At 73.7% G+C, this 15,753-nt stretch carries 13 protein-coding genes; 11 read left to right on the top strand and 2 right to left on the bottom strand.

The window, feature by feature from the left end:
* From ACGF4F_RS02025 to ACGF4F_RS02010, 4 genes are read left to right on the top strand one after another with little or no spacing between them, the layout of a single operon-like run.
* Positions 1–1,209 carry a CehA/McbA family metallohydrolase gene (locus tag ACGF4F_RS02025; protein ID WP_357435502.1) on the top strand — a complete coding sequence of 403 codons (1,209 nt, stop codon included), beginning with the start codon at positions 1–3 and terminating at the stop codon, positions 1,207–1,209.
* Positions 1,200–2,111: a sugar phosphate isomerase/epimerase gene (locus ACGF4F_RS02020; protein WP_357435504.1), complete on the top strand. Its 912-nt coding sequence runs from the start codon at positions 1,200–1,202 to the stop codon at positions 2,109–2,111. The genes ACGF4F_RS02025 and ACGF4F_RS02020 overlap by 10 nt, the downstream gene beginning before the upstream one ends.
* Positions 2,108–3,238 carry a Gfo/Idh/MocA family oxidoreductase gene (locus ACGF4F_RS02015; protein ID WP_357435506.1) on the top strand — a complete coding sequence of 377 codons (1,131 nt, stop codon included), beginning with the start codon at positions 2,108–2,110 and terminating at the stop codon, positions 3,236–3,238. Before ACGF4F_RS02020 ends, ACGF4F_RS02015 begins: the two co-directional genes overlap by 4 nt.
* Positions 3,238–6,018 carry a hypothetical protein gene (locus tag ACGF4F_RS02010; RefSeq protein WP_393073971.1) on the top strand — a complete coding sequence of 927 codons (2,781 nt, stop codon included), beginning with the start codon at positions 3,238–3,240 and terminating at the stop codon, positions 6,016–6,018. Before ACGF4F_RS02015 ends, ACGF4F_RS02010 begins: the two co-directional genes overlap by 1 nt.
* 25 nt (positions 6,019–6,043) lie before the next feature.
* Here ACGF4F_RS02010 and ACGF4F_RS02005 read toward each other — a convergent pair whose 3' ends face one another.
* Positions 6,044–6,670 carry an SGNH/GDSL hydrolase family protein gene (locus ACGF4F_RS02005; RefSeq protein ID WP_357435510.1) on the bottom strand — a complete coding sequence of 209 codons (627 nt, stop codon included), beginning with the start codon at positions 6,668–6,670 and terminating at the stop codon, positions 6,044–6,046.
* A gap of 342 nt (positions 6,671–7,012) precedes the next feature.
* Here ACGF4F_RS02005 and ACGF4F_RS02000 point away from each other — a divergent pair, with 342 nt between their 5' ends.
* The 7 genes from ACGF4F_RS02000 to ACGF4F_RS01970 all read left to right on the top strand — a co-directional run bounded on the left by ACGF4F_RS02000 (position 7,013) and on the right by ACGF4F_RS01970 (position 13,991).
* A complete protein-coding gene (locus ACGF4F_RS02000; RefSeq protein WP_357435512.1) occupies positions 7,013–8,179 on the top strand; it encodes an ATP-binding protein in 1,167 nt (388 codons plus the stop codon).
* On the top strand, positions 8,176–8,634 hold the full coding sequence (locus tag ACGF4F_RS01995) for a roadblock/LC7 domain-containing protein (protein WP_357435514.1): 459 nt from the start codon (positions 8,176–8,178) through the stop codon (positions 8,632–8,634). Before ACGF4F_RS02000 ends, ACGF4F_RS01995 begins: the two co-directional genes overlap by 4 nt.
* Before the next feature lie 23 nt (positions 8,635–8,657).
* Complete coding sequence (locus ACGF4F_RS01990) at positions 8,658–8,993, top strand: DUF742 domain-containing protein (RefSeq protein ID WP_198940564.1); 336 nt, start codon at positions 8,658–8,660, stop codon at positions 8,991–8,993.
* Positions 8,971–9,576, top strand: coding sequence for an ATP/GTP-binding protein (locus ACGF4F_RS01985; RefSeq protein ID WP_393073965.1), 606 nt, complete (start codon positions 8,971–8,973; stop codon positions 9,574–9,576). The genes ACGF4F_RS01990 and ACGF4F_RS01985 overlap by 23 nt, the downstream gene beginning before the upstream one ends.
* Positions 9,577–9,593: 17 nt before the next feature.
* Entirely contained in the window at positions 9,594–10,832 is a 1,239-nt protein-coding gene (locus ACGF4F_RS01980) for a styrene monooxygenase/indole monooxygenase family protein (RefSeq protein ID WP_357435517.1), read from the top strand.
* A gap of 338 nt (positions 10,833–11,170) precedes the next feature.
* Positions 11,171–12,595: a M1 family metallopeptidase gene (locus tag ACGF4F_RS01975; RefSeq protein WP_357435518.1), complete on the top strand. Its 1,425-nt coding sequence runs from the start codon at positions 11,171–11,173 to the stop codon at positions 12,593–12,595.
* 238 nt (positions 12,596–12,833) lie between these two features.
* A complete protein-coding gene (locus ACGF4F_RS01970; protein WP_393073961.1) occupies positions 12,834–13,991 on the top strand; it encodes an MFS transporter in 1,158 nt (385 codons plus the stop codon).
* Between the two features lie 49 nt (positions 13,992–14,040).
* On the opposite strand, the gene ACGF4F_RS01965 is transcribed toward ACGF4F_RS01970, so the two are convergent.
* Positions 14,041–15,576 (bottom strand): hypothetical protein, encoded by a 1,536-nt coding sequence (locus ACGF4F_RS01965; RefSeq protein WP_393073958.1) that lies wholly within the window; start codon positions 15,574–15,576, stop codon positions 14,041–14,043.
* Between the last annotated feature and the right edge of the window lie 177 nt (positions 15,577–15,753).

The following is a 15,753-nucleotide window of genomic DNA, read 5'->3' as shown; positions in this document are numbered from 1 at the left end:
ATGGTGACGCACCGGGGCAGGTGGACGCTGCGGGACCGCGCCGAGAGCATCATGCGCGCCCTTCCGGTCACCGTGGCCCCGGGCACCGCCGCGCTCACCGTACGCCTCGACCACCCCCGCGACGCGGGCGTGCTGGACCTCGGCTGCCTCGGGCCGGCCGGCTTCCGCGGCTGGTCGGGCGGCGCCCGCGACGGCTGGACCATCACCGCCGACTGGGCCACCCCCGGCTATCTGCCCGGCGAGCTGGAGCCCGGCGAATGGCAGGTGCTGCTCCGGCTGCACCGCATCCCGCCCGACGGGCTGCCCTACGAGGTCACCGCCACCACCAGCACCCGCTCCCCATCCCCGCCGGCCGCGCCCGCGCCGCCGCCCCGGCCGGAACGCCCGCCCCGCGCCGCGCTGCCCGAGGTGGACGGGCGGCGGTGGCTCGCCGGTGACCTGCACGCGCACACCGTGCACAGCGACGGCGCGTACACCGTCGACGAACTGGCCGCCCTCGCCACCGCGCGGGGCCTGGACTTCCTCGCCGTCACCGACCACAACACCGTCAGCCACCACCCCTGGCTACCCGCCGCCTCGGCCCGCTACGGCATCACGCTCGTGCCGGGGCAGGAGGTGACCACCGACCGGGGGCACGCCAACGTCTTCGGCCCGGTCGGCTGGGTCGACTTTCGGCAGCCGCCGGACGAGTGGCTGGCCACCGCGGAGCGGGCCGGCGGGCTGATGTCGGTCAACCACCCGCTCGGCGGCGACTGCGCCTGGCGGCAGCCGCTCACCACCCGGACCCGGCTCGCCGAGGTGTGGCACTCCGGCTGGTGGGACCGCACCTGGGGCGCCCCGCTCGCCTGGGCGCAGGCGTGGCGGCCGGACGTCGTACCCATCGGAGGCAGCGACTTCCATCGGCCCGGCGCGGACGCGCTGCCCGGCGCGCCGACCACCTGGGTGCTCGTCGACGGCGACCCCGCCGACGAGGCGGCCGTCCGCGCCGCGCTGGCCGCCGGCCGCACCGCCGTCTCCGCCGGGCCCGACGCGCCCCGGCTGCTGCGCCTCGGCGACGAACTGCTGGCGCTCGACGCGGACGGCGCGCTGCTCGGCTACCCGGACGGCCGGCACCGGGTCGTCCGCGGCGACCGGTGCCTGCTGCCGGCCGCCGACGGGCTGCACGTCCTGGAATCCCACCGCATGGAGGTGATCGCACTGTGCAGCTGACCGGACGCACCAGAGTGGCCGGAGCCCCGGTCAACTACGGCATCTACCAGGCGACCGACCCGGACGTCGGTCCGGAGGACCTGCTCGCGTCGCTGGCCGCCGACGGCTACACCGGCGTGGACTCCGGGCCGATCGGCTACCTCGGGACCGGCGAGGTGCTCACCCGCCGGCTGGCCGCGGCCGGCGTCGGGCTCGCCGGCGGCTGGGTCGACCTGCGCTTCGCCGACCCGGACGGGTTCACCGCGGACCTGGCCCAGCTCGACGCGGCCCTGGATGTGTTCACCGCCGCGCCGGTCGACGACCCGCGCTTCGCGCCCCGGCCCACCCTGGCCTGCTCCGCCAACCCGGCCCGGATGGCCCGGCCCGGCACCCCGCCGGACCTGGCCTCGGCGCTGCCCGCCGCCGCCTGGCCGGGCTTCGCCGCCCGGGTGCAGCAGGCCGTCGACCGGTGCCGGGACCGCGGTTTGGAGCCGGTGTTCCACTACCATCTGGGCACCGACGTGGAAACCGAGGCGGAGGCCGACCGGCTGCTGGAACTGACCGACGTGGCGATCTGCCTCGACACCGGGCACCTGACCCTGGCCGGCGGCGACCCGGTCGCGGCGGTCCACCGCTGGGCCGGCCGGACCGGCCAGGTACACCTCAAGGACGCCGACCTGGCCGCGCACCGCCGGGTCCGCGACGCCGGCGGCGGCCTGGCCGAGGTGGTCGCCGCGGGCGGGTTCTGCGCCCTGGGCGCCGGCGACGTCGACCTCGCCGGGGTGCTGCGCGGGCTGGACGAGACCGGCTACACCGGCTGGCTGGTGATCGAGCAGGACGCGCCCGAGCGGGGCCGGAACCTGGACCGGATCCGCGCCGACCAGCGGGCCAACCTGCGCTCGTTGGCGGAGGTGCGGCGATGACCGAACCGGGCAAGCGGATCCGGATCGCGGTGGCCGGGCTGGGCGTCATCGCCCGTACGGTGCACCTGCCCCTGCTACAGCGCCGCGCCGACCTGTTCGACGTCATCGCGCTCAGCGACCTGTCCCCCGCGCGGCTGGCCGAACTCGGCGACCGGTACGGCGTCGAACCGGCCCGAAGGTATGCGGACGCGGCCGACCTGCTGGACGGCGGCGGCTGCGACGCGGTGCTGCTGGCGACCTCCGGGTCGCACGGCGAACTCGCCGCCGCGGCGCTGGACCGGGGACTGCCCGTGCTCTGCGAGAAGCCGCTCGCCTACGCCCTCGCCGAAACTGACCGGCTGACCGGGGCGGCGCTGATGGTGGGCTACATGAAGCAGTACGACCCGGCGGTGGCCGAGGCCGTCCGTCTGCTGGACGGGATCGGCGGTGCGGCGGCGGTGCACGCGGTCGAGGTGACCGTTCTGCACGCCGCCGGGGAGCAGCAGCTCGCCTTCGCCCACCTGCCCCCGCCACCGCGGGACGTGCCGGCCGCGGCGGAGGCGCGGCTGCGGGAGGCCGACGCGCGGCTGCTCGACGCCGCGGTGGGCGGGGACGCCGGGGCGCGCACCCTCTACCAGATCCTGATCAACAGCATCTCGCACGACCTGTCCCTGCTGCGGTTGTTCACCGGGCCGCCGGCCACGGTGGACCACGTGGCGACCTGGCCGCTGACGCCCGACGGGCCGGCCGAGCCGTCGGTGGAGATCTCCGGCCGGCTGCCCGCCGGCGGCCGGTACGGCATCCGGTGGCTCAACCTGCCAGACTGCCCGGCCTACCGGGAGACGGTCACCCTGCACCACGCCCGGGGCACCCTGGAGCTGGTCTTCCCGTCGCCGTACCTGCTCAACGCACCGACCACGCTGACCGCGGTGGACCGGCACTCCGGCGGCGAGCGGCGAGCGCAGTTCCGGTCGGTGACCGAGGCGTTCGAGCAGGAACTGGTCGCCTTCCACGCGATGGTGACCGGGGGTACGCGCCCGCTGACCGGCGTCGCCGGGGGCGCGGCCGACCTACGCACCAGCCAACAGGTGGTACGCCGCTACGGCGAGCTGACCGGGGCAGCGATCGGCGGAGAGGCGGCGAGCTGATGGACAAGCCGACCGAGATCATCGTGGTGCCGCACACCCACTGGGACCGGGAGTGGTACGAGCCGTTCCAGCGATTCCGGCTGCGGCTGGTGGCGCTGCTCGACGACGTGTTCGAGCGGATGGCGACCGACGAACGCCAGCGGTTCACCCTGGACGGCCAACTCGCCGCGGTCGACGACTACCTGGAGGTACGCCCGGAGCGCCGGGAGCAGGTGATCGCGCTGGTCCGGGCGGGCCGACTGGCCGTCGGGCCGTGGCAGATCCTGCTCGACGAGTTCCTCTGCTCTGGGGAGAACACCGTCCGCAACCTGGAGCGCGGACTGGCCCGCAGCGGGGCGCTGGGCGGGGCCATGCCGGTCGGCTACCTGCCCGACATGTTCGGGCACATCGCGCAGATGCCACAGCTGCTCGCCGGCGCCGGGCTGGCCCACGCCTGCGTGTTCCGGGGCGTACCGGACCGGGTCCGGTCGCACGCGTTCGCCTGGCAGGCCCCGGACGGCACCACGATCCGCACCGAGTACCTGCCTGGCGGCTACGGCAACGCCGCCGGGCTGATGGACGACCCGCGGCTGGTCACCCGCCGGGCCACCGACCTGGCCGAGCGGCTGCGCGGCTGGCGGTCCACCGGCGACGACACGCCGATCCTGGCGATGTACGGCACCGACCACGCCGCGCCGGCCCCGGACGCCCCGGACCGGCTGGCCGCCGCAGCCGTCGACGGGGTGCGACTGCGGCTCGGCACCCTCGCCGAGTACTTCGCCACCCAGCCGACCACGGTGGACGGGCTGCCCACGGTGGCCGGCGAACTGCGTTCGCACGCCCGGGCCAACATCCTGCCCGGCGTGATCTCGGTACGCGCCCACCTCAAGCAGGCGATGGGCCGGGCCGAGCGGCGCGTCGAGCGGTACGCCGAACCGCTCGCCGCGCTTTACCACGACCCGTCCGTGCAGCGGTTCCTGGACATGGCCTGGACCCGGCTGATCGACGCGAGCTGCCACGACTCGGTGACCGGCTGCGGCTGCGACGAGACCGCCGAGCAGGTGGCGGCCCGGCTCGCCGAGGCGGACCATCTCGGGCGGGCGGTCTGCGACCTGGTGGGGGCGCGCCTGGCCGGCGCGGTGCCCCGCGACGGGTACCTGCTGTTCAACCCGACCCCGGCGGCCCGGACGGCGCTGGTCCGGCTGGACGTCGAGGTCCCGGCGGACGGGCCGGTCGGGCTGGCCGGCGCGGACGGCAGGGTCGCGCCGGCCCAGGTCCTCGACCAGGCACGGACGCTGCTCGCCGACGACGTGGTGCCGGCCGCCGACCTGCCCGCGATCCTCACCCGGGTGCACGGCACCGAGCTGTACGGACAGGAGATCACCGCCTGGTCGGTGTCCCCCGCCGACGCCACCCTGACCTTCCAGGTGGCCCGGCACGGTGACCCCGCCTTCGACGTCGAGGACGTCCGGCTCGCGCTGGCCGCGGCCACCGGCCCGGACCGGTGGCGGGTACGCATCGTCGCCGCCCCGCGGATGACCGTCGCCGCGCTGGTGGACGTCCCCGCGCTGGGACACGCCGCGGTCCGCCCGGTCGCCCTGCCGCCGGGCACCCGGGCCGCCGCAGCGGTCCCGGCGGGCTCGGCGCCGGATGGCAGCACGCCGGTCACGGTGGCCGGCCAGACGGTCGACAACGGTCTGCTGCGGGTGGAGGTCGCCGAGGACGGCACGCTGCGACTGTCCACCCCGGACGGACTGAGCGTCAACGGGGTCGGCCGGCTCGTCGACGGCGGCGACGTGGGCGACAGCTACAACTACGCCCCACCCGCCGCCGACGAACTGGTCGACAAGCCCCGGGCGGTGCGTACCGTCGTCGTGCACGACGGCCCGGTGGTCGCCGTGCTCGACGTGATCCGGGAGTACCGGTGGCCGGTCGGCGCGGACGTGGACGCCGGCTCGCGCCGGGTGGAGCGGGAGACGGTCACGGTGACCACCCGCGTGGAGGTCCGCGCCGGCGAGCCGTTCGCCCGGCTGCGGCTCGCCTTCGACAACCGTTGCGACGACCACCGGGTCCGGCTGCACCTGCCGCTGCCGACGCCGGCCCGCACCTCGTACGCCGAAGGCCAGTTCGCGGTCGTCGAGCGTGGGTTGACCGCCGAGGGCGGCGGCGGCGAGGTCCCGCTGCCAACCTTCCCCGCCTCCGGGTTCGTCGCGGCCGGGGGTGCGGACGGCTCGCTCGCGGTGCTGCTGACCCAGCCCACCGAGTACGAGCTGACCGAGTCCGGCCGGGAGTTGGCGATCACCGTGCTGCGGGCGATCGGGATGCTGTCCCGCAACCGGCACGCGCTACGGGACGAACCTGCCGGCCCGCAGCTGCCCACGCCGCAGGCCCAGTGCCGGGGCGAGCGCAGCGTCGAGCTGGCGGTGCTGCCGTTCCGGGGCGACTGGGACTCCGCCCGGGTGCCGGCGGCGGCCGAGGCGTACCGGCACGAACTGCTGGCGTTCCCGGGCGCCGGTGACCCGTCGGCCGGACTGCCGGCGCCGGTGACCGGGCTGACGGTCGACGGGGACGGCGTCACGCTGACCAGCGTCCGGGACCGGGACGGCCGGGTCGAGCTGCGGGTGGTGGCGACCCGCGACACCGCCGCCGTCATCGGAGCCGGCCGCCGCGTACGCGGCGCGTGGCGGGCCGACCTGCGCGGCCGGCCGGGCGAGGCCCTGCCGGTCGACGGGGACGGCCTCGTCCGACTGCCGCTGCGGGCGTGGGAGATCGCCACCGTCCAACTGGACCTGGCGAGCTGAGGCGAGGGCCGGGCGCGCCCGGCCCTCAGGCCGTCGGCGTGATCGCCCGTAGCCAGGCCTGGGCGATCAGGGCGTGGCCGAACGGGGTCGGGTGCACGCCGTCGCGGGTCCACACCCGGTCGTCGACGTCGGCGGCCTGGAACAGCTCGTCCACGGCGACCAGCGTCGCGTCGAACTCGGCGGCGAGGCGGCGGACCACGTCGACCTTCGGGTCGAGGTCCTCCCGCCAGGTGCGCTGGGCGTCGTCGAGCGGGATGACGAAGGGCTCGACGAGGATGATGCGGGCGCCCAGCCGGCGGGTCTCCTGGAGGATGTGCCGGTAGTCGCGGGCGAACTCGGCGACGCTGGTCGGGTCGTCCCGGTCGTACCGCCGCCAGGTGTCGTTGACCCCGATCAGCACCGACACCACCTGCGGGGCGAGGGCCAGGCAGTCGGTCTCCCAGCGGACGCGCAGGTCGCGTACCCGGTCGCCGCTGATCCCCCGGTTGCGGAAGCTGACCCGGTGCCCGGGGTGCCGGGCGGTGAACCAGGCCGCGGCCATCATCGCGTACCCGGTGCCGAGGTCCTCACCGCAGGACCGGTCCCGTCCGGCGTCGGTGATGCTGTCGCCGATGAAGAGCACCCGCCCGTTGGGCGGCACCGCCACCGTCATCCACCCGTCTCCTCCCGCTCGACGATCCGCCCATGATCATGCCGCAGCCGTACGACGGCTGACTTCCGGCCGAGACGGGAGGGAAAATCCACCATCCGGCTGTTGCGTTCCGGCCCTCGAACCCGATCAAGCATTCGTGGCAGCGCGGCGGGGCGGGCGGGAAAATCCCCCTAAGTTGACCTTGACCGTTGCAATCGACACACAAACGGTGGTTGACTGCTGCACCATGCCAGAGCCGACGACCACGGACAGGCCGGTAATTTCGTGAGAAGCGCCGACATCACCCCAGTGTCCACAGTTGGTCGACGCCGGGTCACCTGGCGACAACGAGCGGCGCGCTGGTTGGATCCGACCGTCGCGCAGTGGGACGTCGCACCACAGGAGACGCCCGAGCCGCCCCCACCGCCCCCGGACGAACCGCCACCCAGTCCCTGGCCGGCGATCTGCGAGCAGTTCGCGATGCGGATCATGGCGTCGGCGTACCAGATGGGCTCCCACCTGGAGGCGATGGAGACCGACGAGCAGGACCCCGACCGGCTGGAGCGGCTCTACCGGATCGACCACGCGAACACCCGGATCCGGCGGCACGCGGAGAACCTCCAGGTCCTGCTGGGCCGCCGGGTCGAGGACGCCAACCCGCAGACCGTCCCCCTGGTCGACGTCGTCCGGGCGGCCAGCTCGGCGGTCGAGCACTACCCCCGCATCCGGATGGGTCACGTGCTGGACCTGGCGGTGGTCGAGTTCGCCGCCGACGACGTGATCCGCGTGCTCACCGAACTGCTGGACAACGCCACCCGGTTCTCCCCGCCCACCTCCCCGGTGATCGTGTCGGCGTTCATCACCGAGGACGGCAGCGTCCTGCTGCGCATCGAGGACGCCGGGGTGGGCCTCCACCCCGATCATGTCGCCCAGCTCAACGCGTTGCTCGGCGGCCGGCCGCTCAGCCCGGCCACCCTCGACCCCGCGGCCCACCTCGGGCTCGCCGTCGTCGCCCACCTGGCCGGCAGCCACCGGCTGCGGGTCACCCTGACGAACCGGCCCTCGGGCGGGACCACCGCGACCGTGCTGGTCCCCGGCGCACTGCTCTGCGAGATCCCCACCCCGGCGGGCCCGGACCCCGCCACCCCGTCGCCGGTCTGGCCGCCCCCGCCCGGACCGGTACCCGGCCAGGCCGGCGTGCCCATCCCCCCGCCGCCGGCCTGGCCACCCCCGCCTGCCGGACGCGGCACCGAAGCCTGGAGTACGCCGATGGCCACGCCCCCGGACAGCACCCACGCGCCGACCGTGCGCCTGGCCACGCTGGGTGGCCAGGCCGCCGAACCGCAGCCGTCCGGCGGCCTGCCCCGGCGGGTACCGGCGAGCGTCCGGGACGACCCCGCGGCGGCGCCCCCGCCCCCGGCCGACCCCGGCGCCGGATCCCCACCCGAGGCGTGGCCGGACGAGACGGCGGCCTTCGCCGCCGGCGTCAGCGACGCCCGAACCACCAGCGACGAAGGACAGCAGCGATGACCCACGCACACCGCCGCACCGGCCCGGCGGCCACCGGCCAGGGGCTGCCCGACTGCGCCTGGCTGATCCGTCAGTTCGCCGAGGACGTACCCGGGGTCACCCACGCGATGCTGGTGTCCCTGGACGGCCTCCAGCTCGCCGCCTCTCGCAGCGTCAACCGCGACCTCGGGGATCAGCTCTCCGCGCTGGCCGCGGGCCTGCTGAGCATGGCCGACCGCAGCGCGTCCCTGCTGGACCTCGGCGCCTCCGAGTACCTGACCGTCCGGCTGCCCCGCGGGCACCTGCTGTTCATGCGGGTCGGTGAATCGGCGGGCCTGGCGGTCGCCGCCGCCCCCGGCTGCGACCTGCGGGTCGTCTCCTACCGGATGACCCAGTTCGTCAGCGCGGTGTGGCACGCCCTCACCCCACAGGTCCGCCACGAGTTGCACCGCATGACCGCCAGTCAGCCCGGCTGACCGGGGCGAAGGAGATCATGTCGATGACCTACTGGAAGGTGCGGCCGTACGTGCTGACCGCCGGGCGGACCCGCACCCGGCAGCCGCTGCTGGTGCACACCCTGGTGTCGGTGCCGCACTACGACGCCGTCTTCGCCTCCGCGCTGCTGCCCGAGGCCCGGACGCTGTACGAGCATGCCCGGCGGGCGGCCCGCTCCGTGGCCGAACTCTCGGCGGTCTGCGGGATGTCGCTGGGGGTGACCCGGGTGGTTGTCGACGACCTGGCTGCCACCGACCGGCTGCTGATCCACACCGACCACCACAACGTCGACTTCCGCCTCCTGGAGAGACTGCGCGATGGCCTCCGCAAGCTTGCCTGACGCCCCCCTGCTGACCTCGGCGAAGATCGTCATCGCCGGCGGCTTCGGGGTCGGCAAGACCACCTGCGTCGCGTCCATCTCGGAGATTCCGCCGATCAACACCGAGGCGTGGATGACCGCGGCCAGCGAGACCGTCGACCGGATGGACCCGGGGATCGACAAGAAGACCACGACGGTGGCGATGGACTTCGGCCGGCTGACCATCGGCCCCGACCTGGTGCTGTACCTGTTCGGTACGCCGGGCCAGCCCCGGTTCTGGCCGATGTGGGACGACCTGTGCCGGGGCGCGGTTGGCGCGCTGGTGCTCGCCGACACCCGGAACCTGGCCGCCGCGTTCCCGGCGGTCAACTACTTCGAGCAGGACAGCGACCTGCCGTTCGTGGTCTGCGTGAACCTCTTCGACGGGGTGCTGCACCACCCGCTCGAGGAGACACGGGAGGCGCTCGCGCTGCCCGCGGGCGTACCGCTGACCGCCTGTGACGCCCGTGACCCGTCGTCGGTGGCGCGGGCGCTGCTGACGGTCGTGGAACACACCATGTCCCGCACCGCCCGGCCCACCGCGGGCGCGCTCGCCGGCCGGTAGCTCAACCTGGAGGAACGATGCGCAAAATCCTGATCGTCGGGGCCGGACAGTCCGGGCTCCAGCTCGCCCTGAGCCTGCTCGCCGAGGGCTACGACGTGACCGTCATGTCCGCCCGTACGCCGGACGAGATCCGCCGCGGCTGGGTGATGAGCACCCAGGCGATGTTCGGCACCGCGCTGGCCACCGAACGCCGGTACGGGCTGGACCTGTGGCAGGACCTGGCCCCCCGGATCGAGGGGCTGCAGGTCTCGCTGTCCGCCCCGCCCGGCGAGCGGGCGCTGCGGATCCCGTGCCCGATCGACGAACCGGCGCAGAGCACCGACCAGCGGATCAAGATGGCCGCCTGGCTGGAGCTGTTCGAGCAGCGCGGCGGAACAGTGCTCTACCAGACGGTGACCACCGCCGACCTGGACGGGCTGACCCGGCTCGGCCGTTACGACCTGACCGTCGTGGCCGCCGGCAAGGGCGACCTGGTGGCCGTCTTCGACCGGGACCCGCAGCGCTCGGTCTACGACACGCCGCAGCGGGGGCTGGCCGTGGCGTACGTGCACGGGATGGCCCCGGACCCGCTGCTGCCGACGCCGCACGTCGGCTTCAACGCCGTTCCGGGGCTGGGTGAGCTGTTCGTCATCCCGGCGCTGACCCACTCCGGCCCCTGCGAGATCCTCTTCTGGGAGGCGGTTCCCGGCGGCCCGCTGGACCTGTGGACCGAGCGGCGCGACCCGGCCGAGCACCTCAAGCTCACCCTCGACCTGACCCGCCGCTACACCCCGTGGGTCTACGAGCGGTGCAGCGACGTGGAGCTGACCGACGGCCGGGCCACCCTCTCCGGCCGGTACACCCCGACGGTCCGCCGCCCGGTCGCCGAACTGCCCTCGGGTGGGCTCGTGCTCGGCATGGCCGACGTGGTGGTCGCCAACGACCCGATCACCGGTCAGGGCAGCAACACCGCGGCCAAGTGCGCGTACTCGTACCTGGGGTCGATCATGGAGCGCGGCGACCGGCCGTTCGACCGGGAGTGGATGACGCAGACCTTCGAACGGTTCTGGACGGCCGCCGGCGAGGCGGTCACCGGCTGGACCAACGCGATGCTGCAACCGTTGCCGCCGCACGTGCAGCAGATCCTGGGCGCCGCCGCGGGGAACCCGGTGGTCGCCCGCCGCTTCGCCAACGGCTTCAGCGACCCGAACGACTTCCGGGACTGGTTCATGACACCGGACGCCGCCGAGCGTTACCTGGCCAGCGTCCCCGGCTGACCGGGCGGGCCGGCATCCACCCATCCCCGATGGATCCGGGCTGCGGGGCCGATCAGCACCGGCTCCCGCCGCCGGCGTCGCCTGGCCGCCGCCTTGGCGGCGTCGGCGCGGCCTGCGGCGGCGCCGCGACCAGGGCTGACTGCGGGCGACGACAGCCCCGGTTCCGCCAGAGATCCCGGCCCGCCCGGTCCCAAGGGCCCTCCTGGCGGGCGAGACCGGGTGGGCCGGAAAGGCGAGGCTGGCCTGTAGATCTTGACGACTTCGCGTCGGTGCGGATGGATAGGGCCTACTCAACTGAAGGCCAGCGCTGCCCTGGCTTTCCCGGAGAGAGGATCCCCATGACAATCCCACGCCTGCGCGGCGCCGCGCTGGCCACGGTCGCCCTGGTGGCTGCCGGGTCGGCGGTGGCACCGGACGCGGCCGGCGCGGCGCCCGGCAACCCCGGTGCCCCGCGCTACTCTGCCGGTGCGGCGAGCGTCCACGACCCGTACTTCCCTGACCAGGGCAACGGCGGGTACGACGTCCAGCACTACGACCTCAACTTCGCCTACGACCCGGCGACCCGGTTCATGGACGCCACCGCCACGATCACCGCGGTCGCCACCCAGGACCTCGACCGATTCAACCTCGACTTCCGCGGTCCGGACGTCACCTCGGTGACGGTCAACGGGCATGCGCACGAGTTCACCCGCGAGGGCCAGGAGCTGATCGTCACCCCGCGCCCGAAGCTCAAGGCCGGGCAGACGTTCACCGTGGTGGTGAAGTACGCCGGCGTACCGGGCCCGATCACCGACCCGGACGGGTCGATCGAGGGCTGGGTGCCGACCGACGACGGCGTCTTCGTGGCCGGGGAGCCGCAGGGCGCGCCGGCCTGGCTGCCCACCAACGACCACCCGACCGACAAGGCCACCTTCCGCTTCACCGCGAAGGTGCCGGAGGGCCTCACCGCCGTCGGCAACGGCCAGCTCCTCTCCCAGGAGACCAAGGACGGCTGGACCACCTTCGTCTGGGACTCGACCGAGCCGATGGCCACCTACCTGGCGACCATCACCATCGGCAACTTCGTGGTCACCGAGTCGACCACGCCGAGCGGCATCCCGGTGTACGTCGCGGTCGACCCGCGCCTGGTCGCCGGCTCGGCACCCGCGGTGGCGCAGATCCCCAAGATGATCGACTTCTTCGCCTCGAAGTTCGGCCCGTACCCGTTCGCCTCGACCGGGGCGATCATCGACCGGGCCCCGAACGTGGGCTACGCCCTGGAGACCCAGACCAAGCCGATCTTCTCCAGCACGGCGAGCGTCGGCACCATGGCCCACGAGCTGGCCCACCAGTGGTACGGCGACAGCGTCTCCCCGGAGCGCTGGTCGGACATCTGGCTCAACGAGGGCTTCGCCACCTACGCGCAGTGGATGTACACCGAGTACAACGGCGGCGCGTCGGTGAGCCAAACCTTCAACAGCAGCAGCAACTACGGGCGGGCCGCCTCGTCGTCGTTCTGGCAGACCGTCCTCGCCGACCCGGGCCCCGTGGACATGTTCAGCAGCATCCCGTACAACCGGGGTGCGATGACCCTGCACGCGCTGCGCGGCAAGGTCGGCGACGACACCTTCTTCCGCATCCTGCGCGAGTGGGCGGCGAGCAACCGCTACAGCCACGCCACCACGGCCGACTTCATCGCGCTGGCCGAGAAGGAGTCCGGGCAGGATCTCGACGCCTTCTTCGACGTGTGGCTCTACCAGAAGGGCAAGCCCACCAGCTGGTGACGCCGGCGGGCCCCGCGACCGGTCGGTCGCGGGGCCCAGCCCGCCCCGGGCGCTGACCGTCGGCCGCGACGACGAGGGCCGGCACGGCGAACGCGGTGAGCCGGGGTGCCGGATCGGCCCCGCCGCGGTCCCCGGTCTGCCACCGTTGACGGCAGAGTCCGCGCGGGTCGGGGGTGACAGGGTGACTGATCAGCCGCCCGTTGAGCCCAACGCCCCTGGTCAGCCCGCTGGTTCCTGGTTGACCCGCAACCTGAAGGTCCTGTCCGGGGTGTCGCTGCTGCAGGACGCCGCGTCGGAGTTGCTGTACCCGATCCTGCCGATCTTCCTGACCACTGTGCTGGGGGCGCCCGCTGCCGTGGTGGGCGCGGTGGAGGGTATCGCCGAGGGCACGGCCGCGTTGAGCAAGGTCGTCAGCGGCCGGGTCGCCGACCGGTTCCGGGCTCGCCCGATGATCGGCCTCGGGTACGGGCTCGCCGCGCTCGGCAAGGTCGCCATCGCCGCCGCCACCGTCTGGCCGATCGTCCTCGCCGGTCGCAGCGTCGACCGGTTGGGCAAGGGCATCAGGGGCGCACCCCGGGACGCGTTGATCGCGACCGGTGTGCCGGAGACCGCAAAAGGGCGGGCCTTCGGTTTCCACCGGGCGATGGACACCGCCGGCGCGGTGATCGGACCGCTCATCGGTCTCGCCGGCTACGAACTGCTGCACCACCACATCCGGCCGCTGCTCGTCATCGCCGTGGTGCCCGCGGTGGCCAGCGCCATCCTCGTCGTCGCGGTCCGCGAGCCACCCCGCCGCCGCCACCGCACCGCCGGCTGGCACCCGCGGCACCTGCCCAGCCGCTACTGGCGGGTGGTCGGCGTACTGGCGCTGTTCAGCCTGGTCAACTTTCCCGACGCACTCCTGCTCCTCCGCCTGCACGAGATCGGTTTCTCCGTCCCCGCGGTCATCGGCGCCTACGTCACCTACAACGCGGTCTACGCCGTGCTCAGCTACCCGGCCGGGGTCGTCGCCGATCGGCTGTCACCCCGCACGGTCTTCGGCGCCGGCCTGATTCTCTTCGCCCTCGCCTACACCGGGCTCGGTCTGACCCACTCCCACACCGCCGCGTGGGTGCTCCTGGCCGCCTACGGCGGATTCACCGCCTTCACCGACGGCGTCGGGAAAGCCTGGATCTCCGGACTCCTGGCCCGTCACGAACAGGGCACCGGCCAGGGCCTGTTCCAGGGACTGAGCGGCCTGGCGATCCTGGTCGCCGGCCTCTGGGCCGGATTCGCCTGGGGTCACGACGGCACCCTCCCCCTCCTGGTCTCCGGAATCGCCGCCGCCGTCCTCGCCGGCTGGCTCCTCACCGGCCCCATCCGACATCTCGGCAACCTGAGGTTGCGCCGGAGGTAGGGGGAGAGATGCCGACCGCTGCCGCCCACCGTGCCCCGGCCACCGACCGCTACTGCTCCTTGAGGCGGCGGTTGACCTCCTCGGCGACCCGCCGGTTCAGGTCGGCCAACTGCTCGTCGGTGTACCTGGTCAGGTCGCCCGGGTCCGTGCCGCCGTTCGCCGCCTGCTCCTGCTGCTTCTGCTGCTCCCGGCGTTGCAACTCCTGCTCCTCAGGTGAGCCGGGGGCGGCGTACGCGCAGCGGACCAGGGTGCCGTCGGCGTTCTTCAGGCAGGTCGCCTCCCGGCCGTTGATCTGGCCCCGGCCCTCCACCCGGTACCGGATGCTCTGCTCACTGCCGAGCGTGGCGGTCCACGTGCTGCCGCCGGTCGGCACCACCTCGAACACCTGGTCGTCGTTCCAGCAGCAGACATCCCGGTACTCCGACTTGATCAGGGCGACGATCGCCTGCGGCGACGACCAGGTCGGGCTGAGCCGGTGCACGGTCAGCGGAGCGAGACGACCGCCGGGGTGCCGGGTCGGGACCGTCGACACCGCCACCACCGAACTGGCCTCGCCCTGCGGGGTGAGCGGGGTGACGTACGCGCTGCGCCCACTGCCGTCGCGGTAGCGCAGGGCGAACTCCGACTCGTTGCCGTCGTTGGCGCCGTCCTCGGAGGCGTCCCAGCCGCTGCGCTCGAACCACCAGTCGGCAAAACCGCCGACGGCGGCGGTGCCCTCCCGCTGGCGGGCGGCCAGACTGATCGGATAAGACGGTCCGGGCACCTTCGTCGAGTCGTCGGTGATCGTGACCTTCCCGGTCTGGCCGTCGTACAGCGCCACACCGGCCGGCCGTTCGGTCACCACCAGGATTCCGGTCTGTCGCTTCAGCGGCACCACCACGACGGGGGTCTCCCCCTGGCAGTAGACGTACGCGTCGTCGGCGGAGAACCGGACCCAGCGCCGCTCGGCGGAGATCTTCCGGGCCAGGTTGTGGGTGAACCAGCCGCCGATCCGCGCATCGGCGGTCGACGCGTCGAACCGGCACCGCTGCTGCGCCCGGCTGTTGCCGCCGAGCGGCACCTCCTGCACCAGGCCGACCTCGTAGCCGGTCAACCAGCCGCGCCGCTCGACCAGGACGCCGAACCGGTCGGAGTCGGGCAGGTAGCTGATGTCGGTGATCTCGCCGGTGACGTCGCCCAGGTTGGGCGCGGCCTGCGCCTTGCCGACCAGGTACGGCGCGCGTGCGGTCAACTCCGGGACCGGATCGGTCACCACCCGCATGGTGGTCACGTACCCCCGGTCCTGGAGGTATTCGCCGTAGACCAGCCAGCACACCCCCAGGGCCAGTCCGACGGCGGCGCCCAGCCAGCCGAGGACGACGATCCCGCCGGTTGCGGCGAACCTGGTCTTGCGCCCGCCGAGCCGGTGGGTGAGCAGTCGCAGCAGGGCCGGCGCCCCGGCGAGCAGGGCCACCAGGGCTGGCGCGATCAGCCAGGGCACGAGTTTGCGCAGCTCCCACACGAGAATGGTGGTGGCGTACGAGGCGTACCAGCCGACGGCGCCCAGCAGCAGAACCGGCAGACCCACCCGCAGCGCTCGACCCATCGACACCCTCCTCCAGAAGACGGGCCTCAACCCTATTTCGAACGGTCAATGCGAACAGGCGCACGGCAAGTAGCTCAGGCACCCTCCCCCTCCTGGTCTCCGGAATCGCCGCCGCCGTCCTCGCCGGCTGGCTCCTGACCGGCCCCGTCCGACACCGCGTCAATCTGCGCCCGGCGG

Origin of the sequence: Micromonospora sp. NPDC047740 (assembly GCF_043204735.1) — a bacterium.
In the GTDB taxonomy this organism is placed as follows: Bacteria; Actinomycetota; Actinomycetes; order Mycobacteriales; family Micromonosporaceae; genus Micromonospora.
Note: the sequence above shows the minus strand (reverse complement) of the source record. Positions and strands in the feature narration are given on the sequence as shown.

Bases quoted from the DNA above. Each gene is read 5' to 3' on its own strand.
- ACGF4F_RS02005 (WP_357435510.1), bottom strand. From the start codon at position 6,670: ATGACGGTGGCGGTGCCGCCCAACGGGCGGGTGCTCTTCATCGGCGAC.
- ACGF4F_RS02015 (WP_357435506.1), top strand. From the start codon at position 2,108: ATGACCGAACCGGGCAAGCGGATCCGGATCGCGGTGGCCGGGCTGGGC.
- ACGF4F_RS01980 (WP_357435517.1), top strand. From the start codon at position 9,594: ATGCGCAAAATCCTGATCGTCGGGGCCGGACAGTCCGGGCTCCAGCTC.
- ACGF4F_RS02010 (WP_393073971.1), top strand. From the start codon at position 3,238: ATGGACAAGCCGACCGAGATCATCGTGGTGCCGCACACCCACTGGGAC.
- ACGF4F_RS01995 (WP_357435514.1), top strand. From the start codon at position 8,176: ATGACCCACGCACACCGCCGCACCGGCCCGGCGGCCACCGGCCAGGGG.
- ACGF4F_RS01975 (WP_357435518.1), top strand. From the start codon at position 11,171: ATGACAATCCCACGCCTGCGCGGCGCCGCGCTGGCCACGGTCGCCCTG.
- ACGF4F_RS02025 (WP_357435502.1), top strand. From the start codon at position 1: ATGGTGACGCACCGGGGCAGGTGGACGCTGCGGGACCGCGCCGAGAGC.
- ACGF4F_RS01985 (WP_393073965.1), top strand. From the start codon at position 8,971: ATGGCCTCCGCAAGCTTGCCTGACGCCCCCCTGCTGACCTCGGCGAAG.
- ACGF4F_RS01990 (WP_198940564.1), top strand. From the start codon at position 8,658: ATGACCTACTGGAAGGTGCGGCCGTACGTGCTGACCGCCGGGCGGACC.
- ACGF4F_RS01965 (WP_393073958.1), bottom strand. From the start codon at position 15,576: ATGGGTCGAGCGCTGCGGGTGGGTCTGCCGGTTCTGCTGCTGGGCGCC.